This is a genomic window from Ruegeria sp. H7 (genome assembly GCF_056532945.1).
In genome coordinates this window covers 100,218-116,485 of record NZ_JBQFNZ010000008.1, presented here as the reverse complement: position 1 = coordinate 116,485, position 16,268 = coordinate 100,218, and the positions used below count along the sequence as shown (strand labels likewise).

Here is a 16,268-nt window from a genome sequence, read left to right as displayed (position 1 = left end):
AAAGGGTCGCCGCCAAACAACAAGACCGGAGCAGGCATGGCCAAGACACCCCCGCCTTTTGCCCCTTTCGAATGGAAAATCGCGTGGCGATACCTTCGGGCCCGCCGGGCCGAGGGGGGCGTCAGCGTGATGACGTGGATCTCGCTGATCGGGATCACTCTGGCGGTATTTGCCCTGATCGCGACCCTGGCGGTGCGGTCCGGGTTCCGGGCCGAGTTCGTGGGCACGATCCTTGGGGCCAACGCGCATGTCGCCGTGTATTCCTCGGGCGAGATTGACGCGCAGGGCCGCCCGGTGCGCACCATGGCAGATTATGAGGAACGGGCCGCGCGGATCGCTGAGGTGCCGGGCGTCGAACGGGCTGCGCCTTTGGTCAAAGGTCAGGTGCTGATCACCAACCGCGACCGCAGCAGCGGGGTCGAGGTATTTGGCATCCGTCCCGATGACCTGATGGACTTGCCGGGCATTGCGCAAGCCGAACAGGCGGCAGGGGATCTGTCCCTGTTTCAGACCGGAGAGGACGTGATCGCCATCGGCTCGGGCGTGGCGCGCAGCATCGGGGCCACTGTGGGGGATACGGTCAAGCTGACCTCACCCAACGGGGTGAAAACCGCCTTTGGAACCTCACCGCGCGTCAATGCCTATCGCGTGGTCTATGTGTTTTCCGCCGGCCGCTATGACATCGACCGTACCCGCGTCTACATGCCGTTTTCCCAAGCTCAGGGCTTTTTCAACCGCGAGGGCGTGGCGGATGAGATCGAGGTGATGGTCAACCAACCCGAAACGCTGGGCCCGATCCTGATCCCCATCCTCGAAGCGTCGGGCCAGCGCAGTCAGATCTGGACATGGCAGGACGCCTCGGGCGGGTTCCTGCGCGCGCTTGAGGTTGAGGACAACGTGATGTTCATCATCCTGTCGATCCTCGTGCTGATTGCGGCAATGAACATCGTCTCGGGTCTGATCATGCTGGTGAAAAACAAGGGCCGCGACATCGGCATTCTGCGCACGATTGGCCTGAGCGAGGGTTCGGTTCTGCGGGTGTTCTTCATCTGCGGTGCCTTCACCGGCATCATCGGAACCGTGATGGGCGTGATCCTGGGTTGCCTGTTTGCGATCTATATCGATCCGATCTTCTCTTTCGTGAACTATGTGATGGGCGGTGGCGTCTGGGATCCGTCTATCCGCGGCATCTATTCCCTTCCGGCTGAACTCCATCTGAGTGACGTGCTCAAGGCTGTGGCCCTGTCGCTGGGCCTGTCCTTCATCGTCACCTATTTCCCCGCCCGCCGCGCGGCGCGGCTGAACCCGGTTGAGGCGCTGCGCTATGAATGATGTGACATTGCGACTGAACGGCCTGACAAAGACCTATCTGCAAGGTACTCCGGGCGAGGTGCAGGTCTTGCGCGGCGTCGATCTGGAATTGCGCGCGGGTGAGGCGGTGGCGATGGTTGCGCCGTCGGGCGCTGGCAAATCCACCCTGCTGCATATCGCGGGCCTTCTGGACATGCCGGATGACGGCCAGGTCGAGATCGGCGGGCAGAATGTCAGCGGCAAGGGCGATCGGACGCGAACGGCTTTGCGGCGGCAGGATGTGGGTTTTGTCTATCAGTTCCACCATTTGCTGCCCGAGTTCACCGCGTTGGAAAATATCACCCTGCCGCAATTGGCCAATGGCGTCTCTGAAAAAGCGGCGCAGGAGCGGGCCATGGACCTACTGGGCCGCGTCGGCGTGGCCCCACGCGCCGGCCACCGCCCGGCGGCCCTGTCCGGCGGCGAACAACAGCGCGTGGCGTTCTGCCGGGCGCTGGCGAACAAGCCGAAGGTTCTGCTGGCCGATGAGCCGACCGGGAATCTTGACCCCGAGACCTCGGATCAGGTGTTCGATGCGTTGATGGTGCTGGTGCGGGATGAGGGGCTGTCTGCCCTGATCGCCACACACAACATGGAGCTTGCCGCGCGGATGGACCGGATGGTGCGGCTTGAAGGTGGCGTTCTCAAGCCAGCTGAGTGATCGCCACGCCAACGGCCATCACGGCAATCCCACCTGCGCGCATCCATGTCAGGGGCGTGACCTGCGCGCCGAACAGCCCGAAATGGTCAATCGCGGCTGTGCTGACCAACTGACCCAGCAGGACGAAGAAGACGGCATTTCCGACCCCGAAATGCGGGGCAACGTGGGTGATCGACAGCACGTAGAAGGCGATCAGAACGCCTGCCAGCAAAAGGTGTTTTGGGGCCTGTGCAACCTTGGACAGCGCCTCGAAACCGGGAAACACCAGCATCACCAGGGCCGACGCGGCAAACGCAATGGCAAACAGGATCACGGCGGCTGTTGTGGGTGAGCCGATCAGCTTGCCGAGGGCCGCATTCAATGCCGCAAGAATGGGAACGCCGATCCCGGCGGCCAGCATGATGGCTGCGTATTGTGTCATGGCCCGAACCCTCCTGCCTCGTTGATCTGGATCATTGCGCCAAGCCGCCGCTCGGGCAAGCCTGTAAATGCCAATGCTGACAGGAGGATGCGATGAAGTGGTCAAAGCTCGGAACTGTATCTGTCTTGCTTTTGTTCGCCGGACACAGTGCGGCGGCGCAGGATGCGCAAACGGGCGCGGAACTGTATCAGCACTATTGCGCGACGTGCCATGGCATAGATGCCACCGGCCAAGGTCCGATGGCCGGGGTTCTGGTCATTCAGCCGACCGACCTGACGGGCTTGGCGAAAGGGGGTGGCTTTCCAACCGCGCGCGTTGTTGCCCGGATTGACGGGCGTGATCCGTTGGTCAGCCACGGAAGCCCGATGCCGGTTTACGGGCCGTATTTCGACGGGCAGGACACGTCGATGAAAACCGAAGATGGCCAGCCTATCCTGACAAGTCAGCCAATCGTCGATCTGGTGGCGTATCTGAAAACCCTGCAGCGTAATTGACGCTTAGCTGCAGATCCCTTCGACCTTCGCATCGCTCCATGGGATGGCAACCGCACGCTCGCGCCCTTCCTGCGGCAGCGGAGAAAGGTCAAAATGCGCGCCCAGCATACGGTGCAGCCGTTTGGTCCGCTGCGCCTGTGGGTCCAGCGCGCGGCAGCACACATACTCTTCGACAATCGCGCCCTGCTGTTCATAGCCGTAGGACAGGAAATCGGGCGAGGTATCCAGATCGAACAGATACGGATCCTTGCGCCCGCCATGCTCTGCCGCTGCGCGCAGGGGGTGATAGCCAGTGGTCTTGCGATTTTGCCATTGCCAGACATGGGTCAATTCATGCGCCAGCAACATGGCCGCGATCAGGTTCATCTGCTCGGGATAGTCAGACATATAGTCCTCAAGATACCAGTCGCGGGCGAAATAAACCTTGTTGAACAAGGCGATGGCCGCAGGTTTCCCGGTAACCGGTCCCGGCTCGACCGGGGGAAGAATGCGCTCGCGGCAGGCCAGACGCGGGCGGGCTTCGCGGTAATAGGTGATCGGCGCGACCGGGGCACCTTCTACAAGACGAACGCGATCCAGATTCAGCGTCTCGCCTTGCACGGCATCAGCAAAGTCGCGTTCCTGCTGAGTCAACGGGCGTCCGCAAGCCGCCAGAAACAGAAACGCCAGAACCAAAAAACGCAAACCCATGAAGCAAAATTTAGCTTGCCCCATCGGTTCCGCAAGCCGTTTTCATATGCTCATCGCCAGAACACGGCTGATTTCCGTCAGTGAGCGTCCGGACTGATCCATCCATGCATTGAATGCCTCTTGCACGGCAGCCAGCGCCTTTTTGGACGTCGGGGCCTTGTCGATCACGCCTTCGGCGATCAACCGGGCTGTCACGTCTTGTGACAGGATGAAACTGTCGCGCCCGGCAAACCGCATCGCATATTGGGCCGAGGCCCCGCCCAGCCGTGATCCCCGTTTTGCCAGCATCGCCAGAAGGCCGATGTAATCGGTCGAGGGCCAACCGCCCAGAACCTGACCGGCACCGCCTTCACCCCTCAGTTCGAGCAGAAACGCCGCATTGTCGCGCACGGTGGCAATCTTGGTGCCGTTGCGCACGATACGTGTGTCCTGCAAAAGCGCGTCGAATTTCTCGTCATCCATAAAGGCGCAGCGGCCCACGTCGAAGCCGTCAAACGCCTCTTCAAATCCGCCCCACTTGGCCTCGATGACCTTCCAGTTGAACCCGGCTTGAAAGATGCATTTGGTCAGGGTCGCAAGCCAGCGATCCTCGGGCATCGCAGCCAGTTCTGCGGGGGTTTTGGGCTTGCTCAGGTTTGCATTCAGGGCGTCGACCCCGCCGTGGCGACCTGCTGCGATGTCAAAAATCTCATCAAATGAACGCATTGTTGCGACCTCCGCCTGTGACGCTTTTTCTTTGATGCCAGATTGCAGGAGGTTTTGCCAATCCATGGCCCGGCGACTTGATTTCGGACAAAGACCCGCCGGTCCGGTAAACCTACCAATTCCAGAAAACAGGTTCGGAGATCGAAATGGCCGGATGGGGCATCTTCATAGCAGCGTTGACAGTATTTCTGCTCAGCCACGTCATACCCGTGCGCCCACCCGTTCGTGGATGGCTGATCGATGCGATGGGGCGGCGGGCCTATTTCGCCGCTTATTCGTTGTTGTCCGTCGCAGTGCTGATCTGGCTGATCATAGCCGCCGCAAACGCGCCTTATGTCGAGATCATCCCACCGGCGCAGGCCCTGCGATGGGTTCCGATGTTGGTCATGCCGCTTGTGTGCTGGCTGGCAGTCGCCGGTTTGAGTATCGAAAACCCGTTCTCGTTTGGTGGCATGGGTACGCGCAGGTTTGACCCCGAATGCCCGGGTATTCTGCGCACCACGCGCCATCCCATCCTTGCCGCCCTGATGCTGTGGGCCGCCGCGCATCTGGTCGCCAATGGCAGCCTGTCCCATGTGATCCTTTTTGGGTTGTTTGCCGGGTTCGCGCTGATGGGAATGGCCCTGATCGATCGCCGCAAGGCCCGAGAAATGGGGCCAGAGTGGGTGCGCCTGTCGCGCAATACCGCGCGCCTGTCGCTGCGCGCGCCCCGCCCTTGGCCCGGGCCTTGGGTGTGGGTGAGCGCGGTTGCGGCCTATGCGGTGCTGCTTGTGCTACACCCTCTCGTGACCGGTCTGTCGCCGCTTCCCTGACGCCGGGAGTGGTCGAGCCGCAGTCGGCGTGCTATTTGAAACTCTGAAACTCATCCCACGGGGGTCCAAAGATGAATCTGGCCTATGTCACAACCACCGATCGCGGCGCAACCGACCGCTTGCTGAGCGCAGTGGCAGAGCACCTGCTGGCATCGGGCGCGAAGCTGGCAGGCGTTGTCCAGACCAACACGGAATGCGCTGACAGCAGCAAATGCGACATGGATGTGCGCGTGTTGCCGGAAGGTGAGACAATCCGGATTTCCCAATCCTTGGGGACCGAATCCCGTGGGTGTCGTCTGGACCCGGCGGCGCTGGAACAGGCGGTTGGCTATGTCACCGCCTCGCTGTCGGATGCGCCGCAGCTATTGATCATCAACAAGTTCGGCAAGCATGAAGCTGATGGCCGTGGGTTCCGCCCTGTGATTGCCGAGGCATTGGCGCAGGACATCCCGGTTCTGGTCGGTGTGAATGGGATGAACAGCGAAAAGTTTCAAGAGTTCACGGATGGCGAGGCCGAGCAGCTGGCCCCGGACCTGACCGCCGTGTCCGAGTGGTTCAAGCGCGTCTCAGCGCAGCGGGCCAACGCGGCTTAGGTGCGGGTCACGTAGCGTAACGCGCTGATTCCCTGACTTGTTTTACAGTCTGCTGGCTGCAATCCTCTTGCAACGGAGGAGCAGGAGCATGTGGTCAAACTGGGCAGGGAACGAAAGCGCCAAGATCAACGTCGCGCGCCCCGAAACGCTTGCAGAGTTGCAGCAGGCGGTATCCGCGCCCGAAAGCCTGCGTGTGGTCGGGGCCGGGCATTCGTTTACGCCCATTGTGGCCGGGGCCGACAGAATTCTGGACCTGTCAAACCTGAACCTGCCCGCAGTCGGCGACGCTAAGGATGGTCAGGTCTGGGTGAACGCCAACGCCCGCCTGCGCGACCTGTCGCCCGCACTGGGTCAACAGGGTCTGGCCTTTCGCAATCTCGGTGACATCAACGCGCAGTCTCTGGCCGGTGCAACCGCAACCGCGACCCACGGCACCGGGCGCAGCTTGCCCTGTTTGTCGGCCGAGATCACCGATGCCCGTTTGATCAGCGCAGGCGGAGAGATCTTGACCACGGGTGACGTGCCGCTGGAAATGATACAGGTATCGCTTGGCCTGCTTGGGGTGCTGACCGAAGCACGCATCAATGTCGTGCCCAAATACAACCTGCGCCGACGCGTGACCCTGACCGATTTGTCAGAGTGTCTGGCCAATATGCACCAGAACTGGGCCGAGAACCGTAATTTCGAATTCTTCTACATCCCCTTCACCGGCAAGGCGGTCGAACTGAGGCATGCCGTTGTTGATGGTCCGGAAAGCAAGGCGCCGCGCGATCTGGATATGATCGCAGTCAAGGTGCTGAAACTTGCCCGGAATGCGGGCCGCTTCAGCGCAGGCCTGCGATCCGCGCTGTTGAAACTGCTGACGCTGGCGCAGTCCGACGAGGACTATGTTGGTGAAAGCTGGAAGGTTCTGTGCAGCGACAGACATATTCGTTTCAAGGAAATGGAATATCATCTGCCGCCCGATACTGCCGGTGACGTGCTGAACGAAGTATTTCGCAGGCTGGAACGGGATCACAAGGACATCTATTTCCCGATCGAGGTTCGGCAAACCGCCGGAGATACTGCGTGTCTGTCTCCATTTCAGGGCGGCCCCCGGATCTCGGTCGCGGTTCACACGGATGCGGATCAAGATCACAGCCGGTACTTCAATGCGCTGGAACCGCTGTTCCTTGAGGCCGGGGGCAGGCCGCATTGGGGCAAGATGCACAGCCTGACCTACAAGGACCTGTCCGGGCTTTATCCGGATTTCGACCGCTTCTGCGCCTTGCGCGCGCAGCTGGACCCGCAGGATAAATTCCTGACACCCGCATTGGCGCGGCTGTTCCGGCCATGAGCGATCCGTATCTAAAACGATTGTCCGAAACGCTGCACAAACATGGCGTAGATCAGCCCGTTGTGGCCGTCGATCTGGACCGGTTAGAGGCGAATTGCGCAGCCGCCGATGCTGGCGCGGATGCTGCGCTGGATCGGCGACTGGTGGCCAAATCTCTGCCCTGCCTGCCGCTTTTGGATCATATCAGGGGCCTGATCCCAACCTCGGGCCTGATGACGTTCTCTGCGCCGATGCTGACGGCTTTGCTGAAAGCAGAAAGCGGAACGGATCACCTGAGCGGAAAGCCTCTGCCGGTTCGATCCGCCGCCCGTGTCCTGGCGTCCTGTCCTGACGCGGCGGAGCGGGTGCAATGGCTGATCGATACGCCCGACCGGTTGCGTGAGTATCTGGCCCTTGCCGATCAGACCCAGTCCCGGCTCCGCCTGTCGCTGGAACTCGACATCGGTCTGCATCGCGGCGGTCTGACGCCCGAGCAGGTCGCCGAGGTCGCCAAGGGCATCCAAGCGCATCCCTTGGCACGGCTGAGCGGTGTGATGGGCTATGAGGCCCATCTGGCGAAACTGCCAGGCTTTCTGAGAAACAGAGCGGCCCGCGCCTCGGCCCAGACCTTTCGCTGCGCGGTCGCCGCACTGCCGGATCAAGGCGCAGACCTGTGCCTGAATACCGGGGGCAGCCTGACGTTCCAGACCTATGCCTCGGACAGTTCAGCGACCGAGGTCGCCTTTGGCTCGGTTCTGGTCAAACCCTCGGATTTCGACCACAGCGCAACCCGTGCCTTTCAGCCAGCGGCGTTTATCGGCACACCAATTCTCAAAACCATGCCCGGCAACGGGTTGCCCGGACTGGATTTTCTGCCCCGTCGCAAAACCGATATCGCCGTGTTTGGCGGTCACTACCTCGCACACCCGGTGCATCCACAGGGGTTCGCCTACTCCTCGATCTTTGGCCGCTCCAGCAATCAGGAGGTTTGGACAGGACCAGCCACAAGCACCGCCCAACCCGGCGACATTGCGCTGCTGCGCCCCAGCCAAAGCGAGGCTGTTCTGAACCAGTTCGGTACAATCCTGGCGGTAGGCGGCGACGCTGTAGTCGACGAGTGGCAAACCTTGCCGAATTGATGGGTGGTCTTGTTAGACTGCAAATCCAGGTAGATTTGGTGGAGCCTAGGGGAGTCGAACCCCTGACCTCTTGCATGCCATGCAAGCGCTCTCCCAACTGAGCTAAGGCCCCATCCGGGTACTGCCGAAGCAGTGGGCGGACGTTTATGAGACGACGGCGGGGAGTGCAAGTCCAAAAATGGAATTGTGCAAAAACTTTCCGTGGCCATCCGCACAAAGAACCAAGGCGGCCTAGGGCCGCCTTAAGATCAGTTTTCGTCTTCTGATGACATGTCCTTGATGTCGTCCAGCGAGACGTCATCGTTGTTGTCGTCATCATCGTCCAGCAGATCGTCGTCCAGATCCACGTCGACATTGTCGTCATCATCCAGAACCAGATCATCCTCGGATGCGTTTTCGCGTGCTTTCGCGGTCGCTGCGTCCTCGGCATCGGCAGCAATCATCCGGCTTTTGCCGGTTTCAAGCTCCACGATCTCGCCCGTGTAGGGGCTGACGATCGGGTCCTTGTTCAGGTCATAAAATCGCTTACCGGTGGTCGGGCAAACGCGCTTTACGCCCCATTCTTCCTTGGGCATGTCAAATCCCCTTGATATCAGGTGAGTCGTCTAAAAGATTCAGTTCACCTGCCACAGGCGGCGGGCACTGTCAAAGCCTTTGCGCGGAAGAGGTCGGGATATGGGAGAACACGCTTTGCCGGGAACGCCGCCGGTGCCGCTGACCCTGCGCAGATCGCCGCGGGCGCGGCGGATCAGCCTGCGGATTTCCCAATTGGACGGGCGGGTTACCCTGACCTATCCGCAAGGCGTGCCCGAGGCCGAGGCGTTGAGTTTCGCGCGCAGCAAAGAGGAATGGATCCGGCAACATCTGGCAGGGCAGCCCGATCTGGAACAGGTGCGTCTGGGCGGTGTGATCTGGATCGAAGGCACCGAGCGTCGAATCGTGCCCGCGCCGGGGCGGCGGGTGGTGCTGAGCACAGATGCGGTGGCCGTGCCTGACGGGGCCGAGGGGCGGCGACTGGCCCGGTTTTTGAAAGAGCTTGCGCGGGATCGGCTGACTGGGGCCTGCGACGATTACGCCGCCATTCTGGGGCGCTCGTACACCAGTCTGACGCTGCGGGATACGCGATCCCGCTGGGGGTCGTGCAGTTCGCATGGCGGGTTGATGTTTTCCTGGCGCCTGATCCTCGCGCCGTCCGATGTTCTGCACTATGTCGCCGCGCATGAGGTGGCGCATTTGGCCGAGATGAACCATTCGCCCGCCTTCTGGGCGCAGGTCGAACGTATTTTTGGCCCCTATGATGCCCCGCGCCGGTGGTTGCGTGAAAACGGAGCGATGCTGCACAGATACCGCTTTGACGCGTAGCCGAGTTGACCCCGCAGGTTTTTGTGATCACATGAGACCATGTTAGCCACACGCCCGACCGACTCGCATATCGCAACCCATGACCGGGTGTATCGCACCCTGCGGTCCCGTATCCTGCACGGAGAGATCGCCCCCGGCGAGGCGCTGACCTTGCGTGGGATCGGCAAGGAGTTCGATGTCTCGATGACGCCTGCGCGCGAGGCGGTGCGCCGTCTGGCGGCGGAAGGGGCGTTGTTTCTGTCCTCATCGGGGCGGGTTTCGACGCCGGAACTGACGAATGACCGGATCGAGGAACTGGCTGCATTGCGCGCGTTGCTTGAGGTGGAACTGGCCAGCCGTGCCCTGCCGCGTGCCCATATCGCGCTGATCGACCGGTTGCAGACCATCAACATGACCGTCGCCGAAATGGTGACCAAGCGCGACGCGGTTGGATATATCCGGTCGAATCTGGAGTTTCACAGGACGCTGTATCTGCGCGCGCAGGCCCCCGCGATGTTGGCCATGGCCGAGACGGTCTGGCTGCAACTTGGCCCCACCATGCGGTCCTTGTACGGGCGGCTTCGGCGCACCGAGCCGCCGCATTATCACAAGCTGATCATCGCCGCGCTGAAGGCCGGGGACGAGCCGGGGTTGCGCCTTGCCGTGCGCTCCGACGTAACACAGGGGTTGCGGTTGCTGGTTGCTTAAGCGGCGAACCGCCGAAGCGTCGATTTGGCGGCAGCCACTCTCGGTCGTTCTGGTTTGCGCGTCCGGTCTGCGCTAGGCTGAGGCAAATCACAAACAAGAGCAGATTTCAGTCATGATCAATCGACGGAGCTTTTCCATTGGCCTTGGCGCGGCAATATTGGCCGGGTGCAGCGACGGGGGTGCGCCATCCCGTGCGCCTGCGTCGCGTATGCAGTCGGTGCCGAATGCGGGCTACGATGCCTGGGTGGCCAATTTCAAATCGCGTGCCGCGTCGCAGGGGATTTCCCAGACGACCATAAATCGGGCCTTTCAGGGTGCGGGCTATTTGCCCGGCGTGATCGAGCGCGACCGCAATCAGGTGGAATTCAAGCGCTCGCTTGAGGATTATCTGGCCATCGCCGCCTCGGACGAACGCATCAGCACCGGGCGGCAGATGTTGCAGCGGTACAATGGGACGCTGTCGCAGATCGAGGCGCAGTACGGTGTCGACAAGAAGGTTGTCGTGGCCGTCTGGGGTTTGGAAAGCCGATACGGCGCGCGGCGCGGCGACGTGCCGGTGATTTCGGCCACGTCCACCTTGGCGTATGAGGGGCGGCGCGGCGAATTTTTCGAAAAGCAACTGGTCGCAGCCCTGAAGATCATTCAGGAGGGCGACACCTCGCCCGCCAACATGACCGGCAGCTGGGCCGGGGCGATGGGGCATACGCAGTTCATCCCAACCTCGTATCTGGCCTATGCGGTGGATTTCACCGGCGACGGTCGGCGCGATATCTGGTCCGAGGATCCGACGGATTCTTTGGCCTCGACAGCGGCCTATTTATCCCGTGCCGGTTGGGTGCGCGGCCAGCCTTGGGGTGGCGAGGTCGGCACCGTGTCGGGTACGCCGGTTGCAGTGCTGCAACCGCAAGTGCCGGGGCCACGCATCGCCGTGTTCCGCAATTTCAATGTTATCAAGCGGTATAACAACTCGGACAGCTATGCGATTGGCGTGGGGCACCTGTCGGACCGGATCGCCGGAGGCGCGCCGTTTCAGGCCTCATTCGGGCCGGATGCCACGGGTCTGACGCTGGAGGACCGCAAAGACCTGCAACGCCGCCTGACCTCGGCCGGGTATGACACGCAGGGCGCGGATGGGGTGATCGGGAACAACACCAAATCCGCCATCAGCGGCTATCAACGCGCCAATGGCCTGCCTGTGACCGGCGAGCCATCGGTTGACCTACTGCGTCGTTTGGGCGGTTGACGGTTTACGCCGCCAGCCCTTTCGACCCGATATCCAGGAATTTCTGACGGCGGTCCTTGATCAGGGCCGCTGCATCTTTGCCGTCCAGCTCTTTCAGCATGGCGGCGATGGCTTCGCGCACCGATTCAACCGCCTCGGGGCGACCGCGATGGGCCCCGCCTTTGGGCTCGGGGATGATCCGGTCGCAGACACCCAGCTTGTGCAGGTCCTGCGCTGTCAGGCGCAGCGCCTCGGCGGCTTCGCGCATCTTCTCGGCGTCTTTCCACAGGATCGAGGCGCAGCCTTCGGGTGAGATCACCGAATAGACCGAATGTTCCAGCATCGCGACACGGTTGGCGGTCGCAAAGGCCACAGCCCCGCCGGACCCACCTTCGCCGATAATGACCGATACTAGCGGCACACCGATTTTCAGACACATTTCGGTCGAACGCGCGATGGCCTCGGACTGGCCGCGTTCCTCGGCGCCTTTGCCGGGATAGGCGCCCGCCGTGTCGATCAGGGTGATCACTGGCAGACCAAACCGTCCGGCCATCTCCATCAGGCGCACGGCCTTGCGATAGCCTTCGGGCCGGGCCATGCCGAAATTCCGTTCGATCCGCGATTTGGTGTCGCTGCCCTTTTCATGGCCGATCACCATCACCGGCTGGTCGTTGAACCGGGCCAGCCCGCCGATCACCGCCAGATCGTCGGCAAAGTTCCGGTCGCCCGCCAGCGGCGTGAATTCGGTGAACAGCTCTTTGACATAGTCCTGGCAATGGGGCCGTTCGGGGTGGCGCGCCACCTGACATTTCCGCCACGGGGTCAGATCGGCATACAGTTCATCCAGCAGCTTGGCGGCCTTGGCGTCCAGCGCGGCGGCTTCTTCGCTCACGTCCATTTCTTCATTGGCACGGGCCAATGCGCGCAGCTCTTCAGCTTTGCCTTCGATCTCGGCCAGTGGTTTTTCGAAATCCAGATACTGGGTCATGACGCCTCTCAACGCGGAAGTTCCCTGCTATATGACCTGACGTCGCCCCGGATGCAACTCAGCAAGATTTGTGGGCCGTGAATATGCAAGCTGAGGAAAGCAATGAGAAGGAAGGATGCCGATGGCAACCAGCTACGAAGACCGGGTTCTGCGCGTGCTGAGCTATATCCACGACAACCCTGCCGTGGATCTGTCACTGGACGCGCTGGCCGATGTCGCCGCCATGTCCCGGTTTCACTGGCACCGCGTGTTTCGCGCCCTGACCGGCGAGACCTGCGCGCAGGCTGTACGCCGCCTGCGGCTGCACCGCGCGGCGACGCTGTTGGTGCGAACCGACACACCGGTGGCCCAGGTCGCGGCAACCGTTGGCTATCCCAACCCAAGCTCATTTGCGCGGGCCTTTACCGAGGCCTATGGCAGCAGCCCCGGTGCCTTTCGCAAGGCGGGGCAGTTTCTGCCGGCTCATCCCAACTTTAGAACCGGAGGATACCCGATGCATCCCGTGACAACCCGTACCGAACCCGCCCGCCGTGTGATCGCGCTGCCCCACAAGGGGGCCTATTCCGAAATCGGCAAGAGTTTCGAGGCCTTTGGTGCCTTGTGCGAATCCCGCCAGCTCTGGCCGCAGATCGGCCCGGTTCTGGCGCTGTATCTCGACAGCCCCGAGGACGTGCCCGAGGATCAGTTGCGCAGCTATGCCGGGGCTGAATTCCGGGGCGATGAGACGCCCCAAGGCATGGAGGACATGCAAATCCCCGGCGGGAAGACCGCGGTGCTGACCCACAAAGGCCCTTATTCCGGGATCGAGGCCGCCTATCACAGCCTGTTCGGCAACTGGTTGCCCGAATCCGGCGAAGAGCCTGCGGATCAGCCATGCTATGAAATCTACCTCAACGATCCGCGCGAAACCCCGCCCGAAGAGTTGCTGACCGAGATCTGTCTTCCCCTGAAGTGATCAGCTTGGCCACAGGACCGGATACAGCGAGGCGACCAGCAGTGCTGCCATGGTCCAATTGAAAACCAACAACCGGCGCGGATTCGTCAGGAACCGCGCCATTTGCTGGCCCAGCAGGGTCCAGGTGCTGACCGAGGGCAAATTGACCGCGCCGAACACCAGCGCGACGATAACGATCACGTTCAGTGTCTGATCGGGCGCGTAAGCCGTGGTCGCGGTCAGTGCCATGGCCCAGGCTTTTGGGTTGACCCACTGAAACGCGGCGGCCTGCAGGAACGTCATTGGAGTGCCGACTTCGGCCTTCCCACCGGCGGGCGCGGCATGTGCGACTTTCCAGGCCAGATACAGCAGATACGCCACCGAGGCGACCTTCAGCACCGTGTAGCTGGCCGGGTATTGGTTGAACATCTGCACCAGCCCCGCGCCGACAAGCAGGACCATGAAGGTAAAGCCAAGCCCGATCCCCAGCATATGCGGGATCGAGCGGCGAAAGCCGAAATTGGCCCCTGACGCCATCAGCATCAGGTTATTCGGCCCCGGAGTGATCGAGGATACGAAGGCAAACACAATCAGGGCCAGAAGGATGTCGTAAGTCATGGGGCGAATTTTTGCGCCAAAAGCGGCAAATGAAATTGCGTTTTGGTGCGCATCTTGTTTATTTTCACAATTAGTGACCAAGATGGATCAGATAAACCGCTATATATTGCGTGAACTGACCGCAGATGGGCGGATCAGCAATCTGGAACTGGCGGATCGCGTGGGCCTGTCCCCCTCTGCCTGTCTGCGCCGGGTGCAGGAATTGGAAAGGGCCGGAGTGATCACCGGTTACCGCGCCGTTCTGGACCCGGTCGCACTGGGCAAGGGGTTCGTGGCCTATATCGGCGTTGGGCTGGGCGAACATACCAAGGCCGCGCAGGAAGGGTTCGAACGGGCTTTGCAACGCGCTCCCGAAGTGGTCGAATGCCACAACATCACCGGCACGATCGAATACCTGCTGCGCGTCGAATGCGCCGACCTTCCATCCTATAAGACCTTCCATACCGATGTGCTGGGAACGCTGCCCCATGTCACCTCGATCACGTCCTATGTGGTTATGGGGTCGCCCAAGGATTTGCGGGCCTGAGCGGCCACATTGTGAAGATTCACGCTCTTGCAGGGTAAAAATTCACATCCTAGTGTGACGGTAATGATGCCGTAGACCAAAATACCAAACAAACGCGGCGCACACAGGGAGATGATGATGAAACTCTTTCGTACAGGTGCGATTGCGGCTGCCGCCGTTTTGATCGCCGGGGCTGCGCTGGCGGCACCGCTGAAGCTGCAGCCCGCAAGCCCTCAGCCCAGTCCAAAGGCAGGGCTGGACGTCAAATACGCGTGGGAGGGGAACCCGCCGCGCAAAATCCAGAACCTGTCCAAAGTGGACTTTTTGCTGAAGAAGGCAAAGCCCGGTCAACCTTTGCGGGGATTGGACTATCGCGATACCACCGAAGGCGATCCGGTTCTGACGTTCAACGAAGCCTATAACGTGGCGGCTGAAGTTTCGGGCTATATTCGGTTCGATTCACCGGGTGTATATGAACTGGAAACCTGGTCGAATGACGGCATCGACGCCTGGGTTGGCGGGCAACAGATCGGTTATGTCAACGGGCGTCAGGGCTGTGAGGCCAACCAAAGAACAGCGGTCGAAGTCCCACAAGCCGGGTGGTATCCGCTGAAGATCAAGTATTTCCAGAAATACGGCACATCCTGCCTGATGATGAAATGGGGCAAACAGGGTGATCGGTTCACCTGGACGCCAAACAACGTGTTTGGCCGGTAAAAAAGGCGCCAGATCTGGCGCCTTTTTCAATCTGGTCAGCCGTTGGCCGCGATCAGCTCGGCCTGTGCCACGATGACTTCGGCCTGTTTGATTGAAGCGATGTCGACAAGACGGCCTTTGTAAACTGTGGCCCCTTCGCCATTGGCCTTGGCCTGTTCCATCGCGGCCAGAATCTCGCGCGCTTCCGAGACAGCCTCATCCGACGGGGTGAAGACCTGATTGGCCAAAGCGATCTGTTTGGGGTGGATCGCCCATTTGCCAACCATACCCAGCGTGGCCGAGCGTTTGGCCTGCGCGATATAGCCTTCGTCATCCGAGAAATCGCCGAACGGCCCGTCTACCGGCAGAACCCCGTGCGCGCGGCAGGCGGCAACGATGGCGGCCTGCGCCCAGTGCCACGGATCGGACCAGTGCTTTTCGCCCTCGCGCAGCATGTAATAGTTTTCCTGCGTTCCGCCGATGCCAGTGGTCTGCATCCCCATCGAGGCTGCAAAATCCGCAGCACCAAGGCTCATGGCTTGCATACGGGGCGAGGACGCGGCGATTTCTTCGACATGGGCGATACCTGCAGCGGATTCGATGATCACTTCGAACGAGATCGGCTTGGTTCGGCCCTTGGCGCGCTCGATAGCAGTGACCAGCGCGTCCACGGCGTAGACATCTGCCGCGCAACCGACCTTGGGGATCATGATCTGGTCCAGACGGTCGCCCGCCTGTTCCAGAACGTCAACGACATCGCGGTACCAATAGGGTGTGTCCAGCCCGTTGATCCGCACCGACATATACTTGCCACCCCAGTCGATGGTGTTCAGCGCTTCGATGACATTTGCGCGGGCGGCGTCCTTGTCAGATGGGGCAACCGAGTCCTCGAGGTCCAGATTGATCACGTCTGCGGCCGATGCTGCCATCTTGGGGAACAGCTTGGTGTTCGATCCGGGGCCGAACAATTGGCAGCGATTGGGGCGGGCCGGGGCGGCGGGTTGAATGCGGAAACTCATCGGGGCCTCTTGTGGGTAAGGAAATTGCGATTTTTCTCTCGATTGAGGTATTAAATT

Annotated in this window: 20 protein-coding genes and 1 tRNA gene; 13 read left to right on the top strand and 8 right to left on the bottom strand. The window is 61.1% G+C overall.

All coding sequences use genetic code 11. The features are described from left to right. The first annotated feature begins 36 nt into the window (after positions 1 to 36). Both ACR0AC_RS17060 and ACR0AC_RS17055 read left to right on the top strand, forming a co-directional pair. Complete coding sequence (locus ACR0AC_RS17060) at positions 37 to 1,332, top strand: lipoprotein-releasing ABC transporter permease subunit (protein ID WP_480875000.1); 1,296 nt, start codon at positions 37 to 39, stop codon at positions 1,330 to 1,332. Further along, on the top strand, positions 1,325 to 2,011 hold the full coding sequence (locus ACR0AC_RS17055; protein WP_480874997.1) for an ABC transporter ATP-binding protein: 687 nt from the start codon (positions 1,325 to 1,327) through the stop codon (positions 2,009 to 2,011). The genes ACR0AC_RS17060 and ACR0AC_RS17055 overlap by 8 nt, the downstream gene beginning before the upstream one ends. Here the strand turns inward: ACR0AC_RS17055 and ACR0AC_RS17050 are convergent. Next, on the bottom strand, positions 1,995 to 2,432 hold the full coding sequence (locus ACR0AC_RS17050) for a DMT family transporter (RefSeq protein WP_480874994.1): 438 nt from the start codon (positions 2,430 to 2,432) through the stop codon (positions 1,995 to 1,997). The genes ACR0AC_RS17055 and ACR0AC_RS17050 overlap by 17 nt on opposite strands. Before the next feature lie 92 nt (positions 2,433 to 2,524). Here ACR0AC_RS17050 and ACR0AC_RS17045 point away from each other — a divergent pair, with 92 nt between their 5' ends. Next, the gene (locus tag ACR0AC_RS17045; RefSeq protein WP_480626947.1) at positions 2,525 to 2,926 is read left to right on the top strand and encodes a c-type cytochrome; all 402 of its coding nucleotides are present in this window, start codon (positions 2,525 to 2,527) and stop codon (positions 2,924 to 2,926) included. A gap of 3 nt (positions 2,927 to 2,929) precedes the next feature. Here ACR0AC_RS17045 and ACR0AC_RS17040 read toward each other — a convergent pair whose 3' ends face one another. Beyond that, positions 2,930 to 3,616 (bottom strand): hypothetical protein, encoded by a 687-nt coding sequence (locus tag ACR0AC_RS17040; protein WP_170624333.1) that lies wholly within the window; start codon positions 3,614 to 3,616, stop codon positions 2,930 to 2,932. Between the two features lie 42 nt (positions 3,617 to 3,658). Beyond that, positions 3,659 to 4,321 carry a DNA-3-methyladenine glycosylase I gene (locus tag ACR0AC_RS17035; RefSeq protein ID WP_480781595.1) on the bottom strand — a complete coding sequence of 221 codons (663 nt, stop codon included), beginning with the start codon at positions 4,319 to 4,321 and terminating at the stop codon, positions 3,659 to 3,661. Between the two features lie 146 nt (positions 4,322 to 4,467). Here ACR0AC_RS17035 and ACR0AC_RS17030 point away from each other — a divergent pair, with 146 nt between their 5' ends. The 4 genes from ACR0AC_RS17030 to ACR0AC_RS17015 all read left to right on the top strand — a co-directional run bounded on the left by ACR0AC_RS17030 (position 4,468) and on the right by ACR0AC_RS17015 (position 8,180). After that, the gene (locus ACR0AC_RS17030) at positions 4,468 to 5,133 is read left to right on the top strand and encodes an NnrU family protein (RefSeq protein ID WP_170520071.1); all 666 of its coding nucleotides are present in this window, start codon (positions 4,468 to 4,470) and stop codon (positions 5,131 to 5,133) included. A 71-nt stretch (positions 5,134 to 5,204) separates the two neighbouring features. Next, positions 5,205 to 5,726 (top strand): DUF2478 domain-containing protein, encoded by a 522-nt coding sequence (locus ACR0AC_RS17025; protein WP_170454843.1) that lies wholly within the window; start codon positions 5,205 to 5,207, stop codon positions 5,724 to 5,726. Positions 5,727 to 5,814: 88 nt separating this feature from the next. Further along, a complete protein-coding gene (locus tag ACR0AC_RS17020) occupies positions 5,815 to 7,062 on the top strand; it encodes a D-arabinono-1,4-lactone oxidase (protein ID WP_480874989.1) in 1,248 nt (415 codons plus the stop codon). After that, positions 7,059 to 8,180 (top strand): alanine racemase, encoded by a 1,122-nt coding sequence (locus tag ACR0AC_RS17015; protein ID WP_480874986.1) that lies wholly within the window; start codon positions 7,059 to 7,061, stop codon positions 8,178 to 8,180. Before ACR0AC_RS17020 ends, ACR0AC_RS17015 begins: the two co-directional genes overlap by 4 nt. Positions 8,181 to 8,216: 36 nt before the next feature. Here ACR0AC_RS17015 and ACR0AC_RS17010 read toward each other — a convergent pair. Both ACR0AC_RS17010 and ACR0AC_RS17005 read right to left on the bottom strand, forming a co-directional pair. After that, positions 8,217 to 8,292: transfer RNA gene (locus ACR0AC_RS17010), tRNA-Ala, on the bottom strand. Positions 8,293 to 8,428: 136 nt separating this feature from the next. After that, positions 8,429 to 8,755 (bottom strand): TIGR02300 family protein, encoded by a 327-nt coding sequence (locus ACR0AC_RS17005; protein ID WP_170520078.1) that lies wholly within the window; start codon positions 8,753 to 8,755, stop codon positions 8,429 to 8,431. 100 nt (positions 8,756 to 8,855) lie between these two features. On the opposite strand from ACR0AC_RS17005, the gene ACR0AC_RS17000 reads away from it, so the two are divergent. The 3 genes from ACR0AC_RS17000 to ACR0AC_RS16990 all read left to right on the top strand — a co-directional run bounded on the left by ACR0AC_RS17000 (position 8,856) and on the right by ACR0AC_RS16990 (position 11,472). Then, entirely contained in the window at positions 8,856 to 9,542 is a 687-nt protein-coding gene (locus ACR0AC_RS17000; protein WP_480874983.1) for a M48 family metallopeptidase, read from the top strand. Between the two features lie 39 nt (positions 9,543 to 9,581). Next, entirely contained in the window at positions 9,582 to 10,229 is a 648-nt protein-coding gene (locus ACR0AC_RS16995) for a GntR family transcriptional regulator (protein WP_170454826.1), read from the top strand. 112 nt (positions 10,230 to 10,341) lie between these two features. Then, positions 10,342 to 11,472 (top strand): lytic murein transglycosylase, encoded by a 1,131-nt coding sequence (locus ACR0AC_RS16990; RefSeq protein WP_480874980.1) that lies wholly within the window; start codon positions 10,342 to 10,344, stop codon positions 11,470 to 11,472. Positions 11,473 to 11,476: 4 nt separating this feature from the next. Here the strand turns inward: ACR0AC_RS16990 and ACR0AC_RS16985 are convergent, their stop codons facing one another. Then, the gene (locus tag ACR0AC_RS16985) at positions 11,477 to 12,439 is read right to left on the bottom strand and encodes an acetyl-CoA carboxylase carboxyltransferase subunit alpha (protein WP_170454823.1); all 963 of its coding nucleotides are present in this window, start codon (positions 12,437 to 12,439) and stop codon (positions 11,477 to 11,479) included. A 121-nt stretch (positions 12,440 to 12,560) separates the two neighbouring features. Here ACR0AC_RS16985 and ACR0AC_RS16980 point away from each other — a divergent pair, with 121 nt between their 5' ends. After that, positions 12,561 to 13,394: an AraC family transcriptional regulator gene (locus ACR0AC_RS16980; RefSeq protein ID WP_480874976.1), complete on the top strand. Its 834-nt coding sequence runs from the start codon at positions 12,561 to 12,563 to the stop codon at positions 13,392 to 13,394. Here ACR0AC_RS16980 and ACR0AC_RS16975 read toward each other — a convergent pair whose 3' ends face one another. Beyond that, entirely contained in the window at positions 13,395 to 13,991 is a 597-nt protein-coding gene (locus ACR0AC_RS16975; protein WP_480874974.1) for a LysE family translocator, read from the bottom strand. It abuts the gene before it with no gap. A 73-nt stretch (positions 13,992 to 14,064) separates the two neighbouring features. On the opposite strand from ACR0AC_RS16975, the gene ACR0AC_RS16970 reads away from it, so the two are divergent. Both ACR0AC_RS16970 and ACR0AC_RS16965 read left to right on the top strand, forming a co-directional pair. Then, positions 14,065 to 14,517: an Lrp/AsnC family transcriptional regulator gene (locus tag ACR0AC_RS16970; RefSeq protein WP_480874972.1), complete on the top strand. Its 453-nt coding sequence runs from the start codon at positions 14,065 to 14,067 to the stop codon at positions 14,515 to 14,517. 117 nt (positions 14,518 to 14,634) lie between these two features. After that, positions 14,635 to 15,213, top strand: coding sequence for a PA14 domain-containing protein (locus tag ACR0AC_RS16965; RefSeq protein WP_170520094.1), 579 nt, complete (start codon positions 14,635 to 14,637; stop codon positions 15,211 to 15,213). Positions 15,214 to 15,248: 35 nt separating this feature from the next. Here ACR0AC_RS16965 and ACR0AC_RS16960 read toward each other — a convergent pair whose 3' ends face one another. Next, complete coding sequence (locus tag ACR0AC_RS16960; protein ID WP_480874969.1) at positions 15,249 to 16,211, bottom strand: L-malyl-CoA/beta-methylmalyl-CoA lyase; 963 nt, start codon at positions 16,209 to 16,211, stop codon at positions 15,249 to 15,251. Positions 16,212 to 16,268 lie beyond the last annotated feature (57 nt).

What these genes read in the sequence shown, in the direction of transcription:
- ACR0AC_RS17035 (WP_480781595.1), bottom strand. Translation starts at nt 4,321, where the DNA reads ATGCGTTCATTTGATGAGATTTTTGACATCGCAGCAGGTCGCCACGGC.
- ACR0AC_RS16965 (WP_170520094.1), top strand. Translation starts at nt 14,635, where the DNA reads ATGAAACTCTTTCGTACAGGTGCGATTGCGGCTGCCGCCGTTTTGATC.
- ACR0AC_RS16975 (WP_480874974.1), bottom strand. Translation starts at nt 13,991, where the DNA reads ATGACTTACGACATCCTTCTGGCCCTGATTGTGTTTGCCTTCGTATCC.
- ACR0AC_RS16980 (WP_480874976.1), top strand. Translation starts at nt 12,561, where the DNA reads ATGGCAACCAGCTACGAAGACCGGGTTCTGCGCGTGCTGAGCTATATC.
- ACR0AC_RS17030 (WP_170520071.1), top strand. Translation starts at nt 4,468, where the DNA reads ATGGCCGGATGGGGCATCTTCATAGCAGCGTTGACAGTATTTCTGCTC.
- ACR0AC_RS17020 (WP_480874989.1), top strand. Translation starts at nt 5,815, where the DNA reads ATGTGGTCAAACTGGGCAGGGAACGAAAGCGCCAAGATCAACGTCGCG.
- ACR0AC_RS16985 (WP_170454823.1), bottom strand. Translation starts at nt 12,439, where the DNA reads ATGACCCAGTATCTGGATTTCGAAAAACCACTGGCCGAGATCGAAGGC.
- ACR0AC_RS17040 (WP_170624333.1), bottom strand. Translation starts at nt 3,616, where the DNA reads ATGGGTTTGCGTTTTTTGGTTCTGGCGTTTCTGTTTCTGGCGGCTTGC.
- ACR0AC_RS17050 (WP_480874994.1), bottom strand. Translation starts at nt 2,432, where the DNA reads ATGACACAATACGCAGCCATCATGCTGGCCGCCGGGATCGGCGTTCCC.
- ACR0AC_RS17060 (WP_480875000.1), top strand. Translation starts at nt 37, where the DNA reads ATGGCCAAGACACCCCCGCCTTTTGCCCCTTTCGAATGGAAAATCGCG.
- ACR0AC_RS16990 (WP_480874980.1), top strand. Translation starts at nt 10,342, where the DNA reads ATGATCAATCGACGGAGCTTTTCCATTGGCCTTGGCGCGGCAATATTG.
- ACR0AC_RS17055 (WP_480874997.1), top strand. Translation starts at nt 1,325, where the DNA reads ATGAATGATGTGACATTGCGACTGAACGGCCTGACAAAGACCTATCTG.
- ACR0AC_RS17000 (WP_480874983.1), top strand. Translation starts at nt 8,856, where the DNA reads ATGGGAGAACACGCTTTGCCGGGAACGCCGCCGGTGCCGCTGACCCTG.
- ACR0AC_RS17045 (WP_480626947.1), top strand. Translation starts at nt 2,525, where the DNA reads ATGAAGTGGTCAAAGCTCGGAACTGTATCTGTCTTGCTTTTGTTCGCC.
- ACR0AC_RS16995 (WP_170454826.1), top strand. Translation starts at nt 9,582, where the DNA reads ATGTTAGCCACACGCCCGACCGACTCGCATATCGCAACCCATGACCGG.
- ACR0AC_RS17005 (WP_170520078.1), bottom strand. Translation starts at nt 8,755, where the DNA reads ATGCCCAAGGAAGAATGGGGCGTAAAGCGCGTTTGCCCGACCACCGGT.
- ACR0AC_RS17025 (WP_170454843.1), top strand. Translation starts at nt 5,205, where the DNA reads ATGAATCTGGCCTATGTCACAACCACCGATCGCGGCGCAACCGACCGC.
- ACR0AC_RS17015 (WP_480874986.1), top strand. Translation starts at nt 7,059, where the DNA reads ATGAGCGATCCGTATCTAAAACGATTGTCCGAAACGCTGCACAAACAT.
- ACR0AC_RS16960 (WP_480874969.1), bottom strand. Translation starts at nt 16,211, where the DNA reads ATGAGTTTCCGCATTCAACCCGCCGCCCCGGCCCGCCCCAATCGCTGC.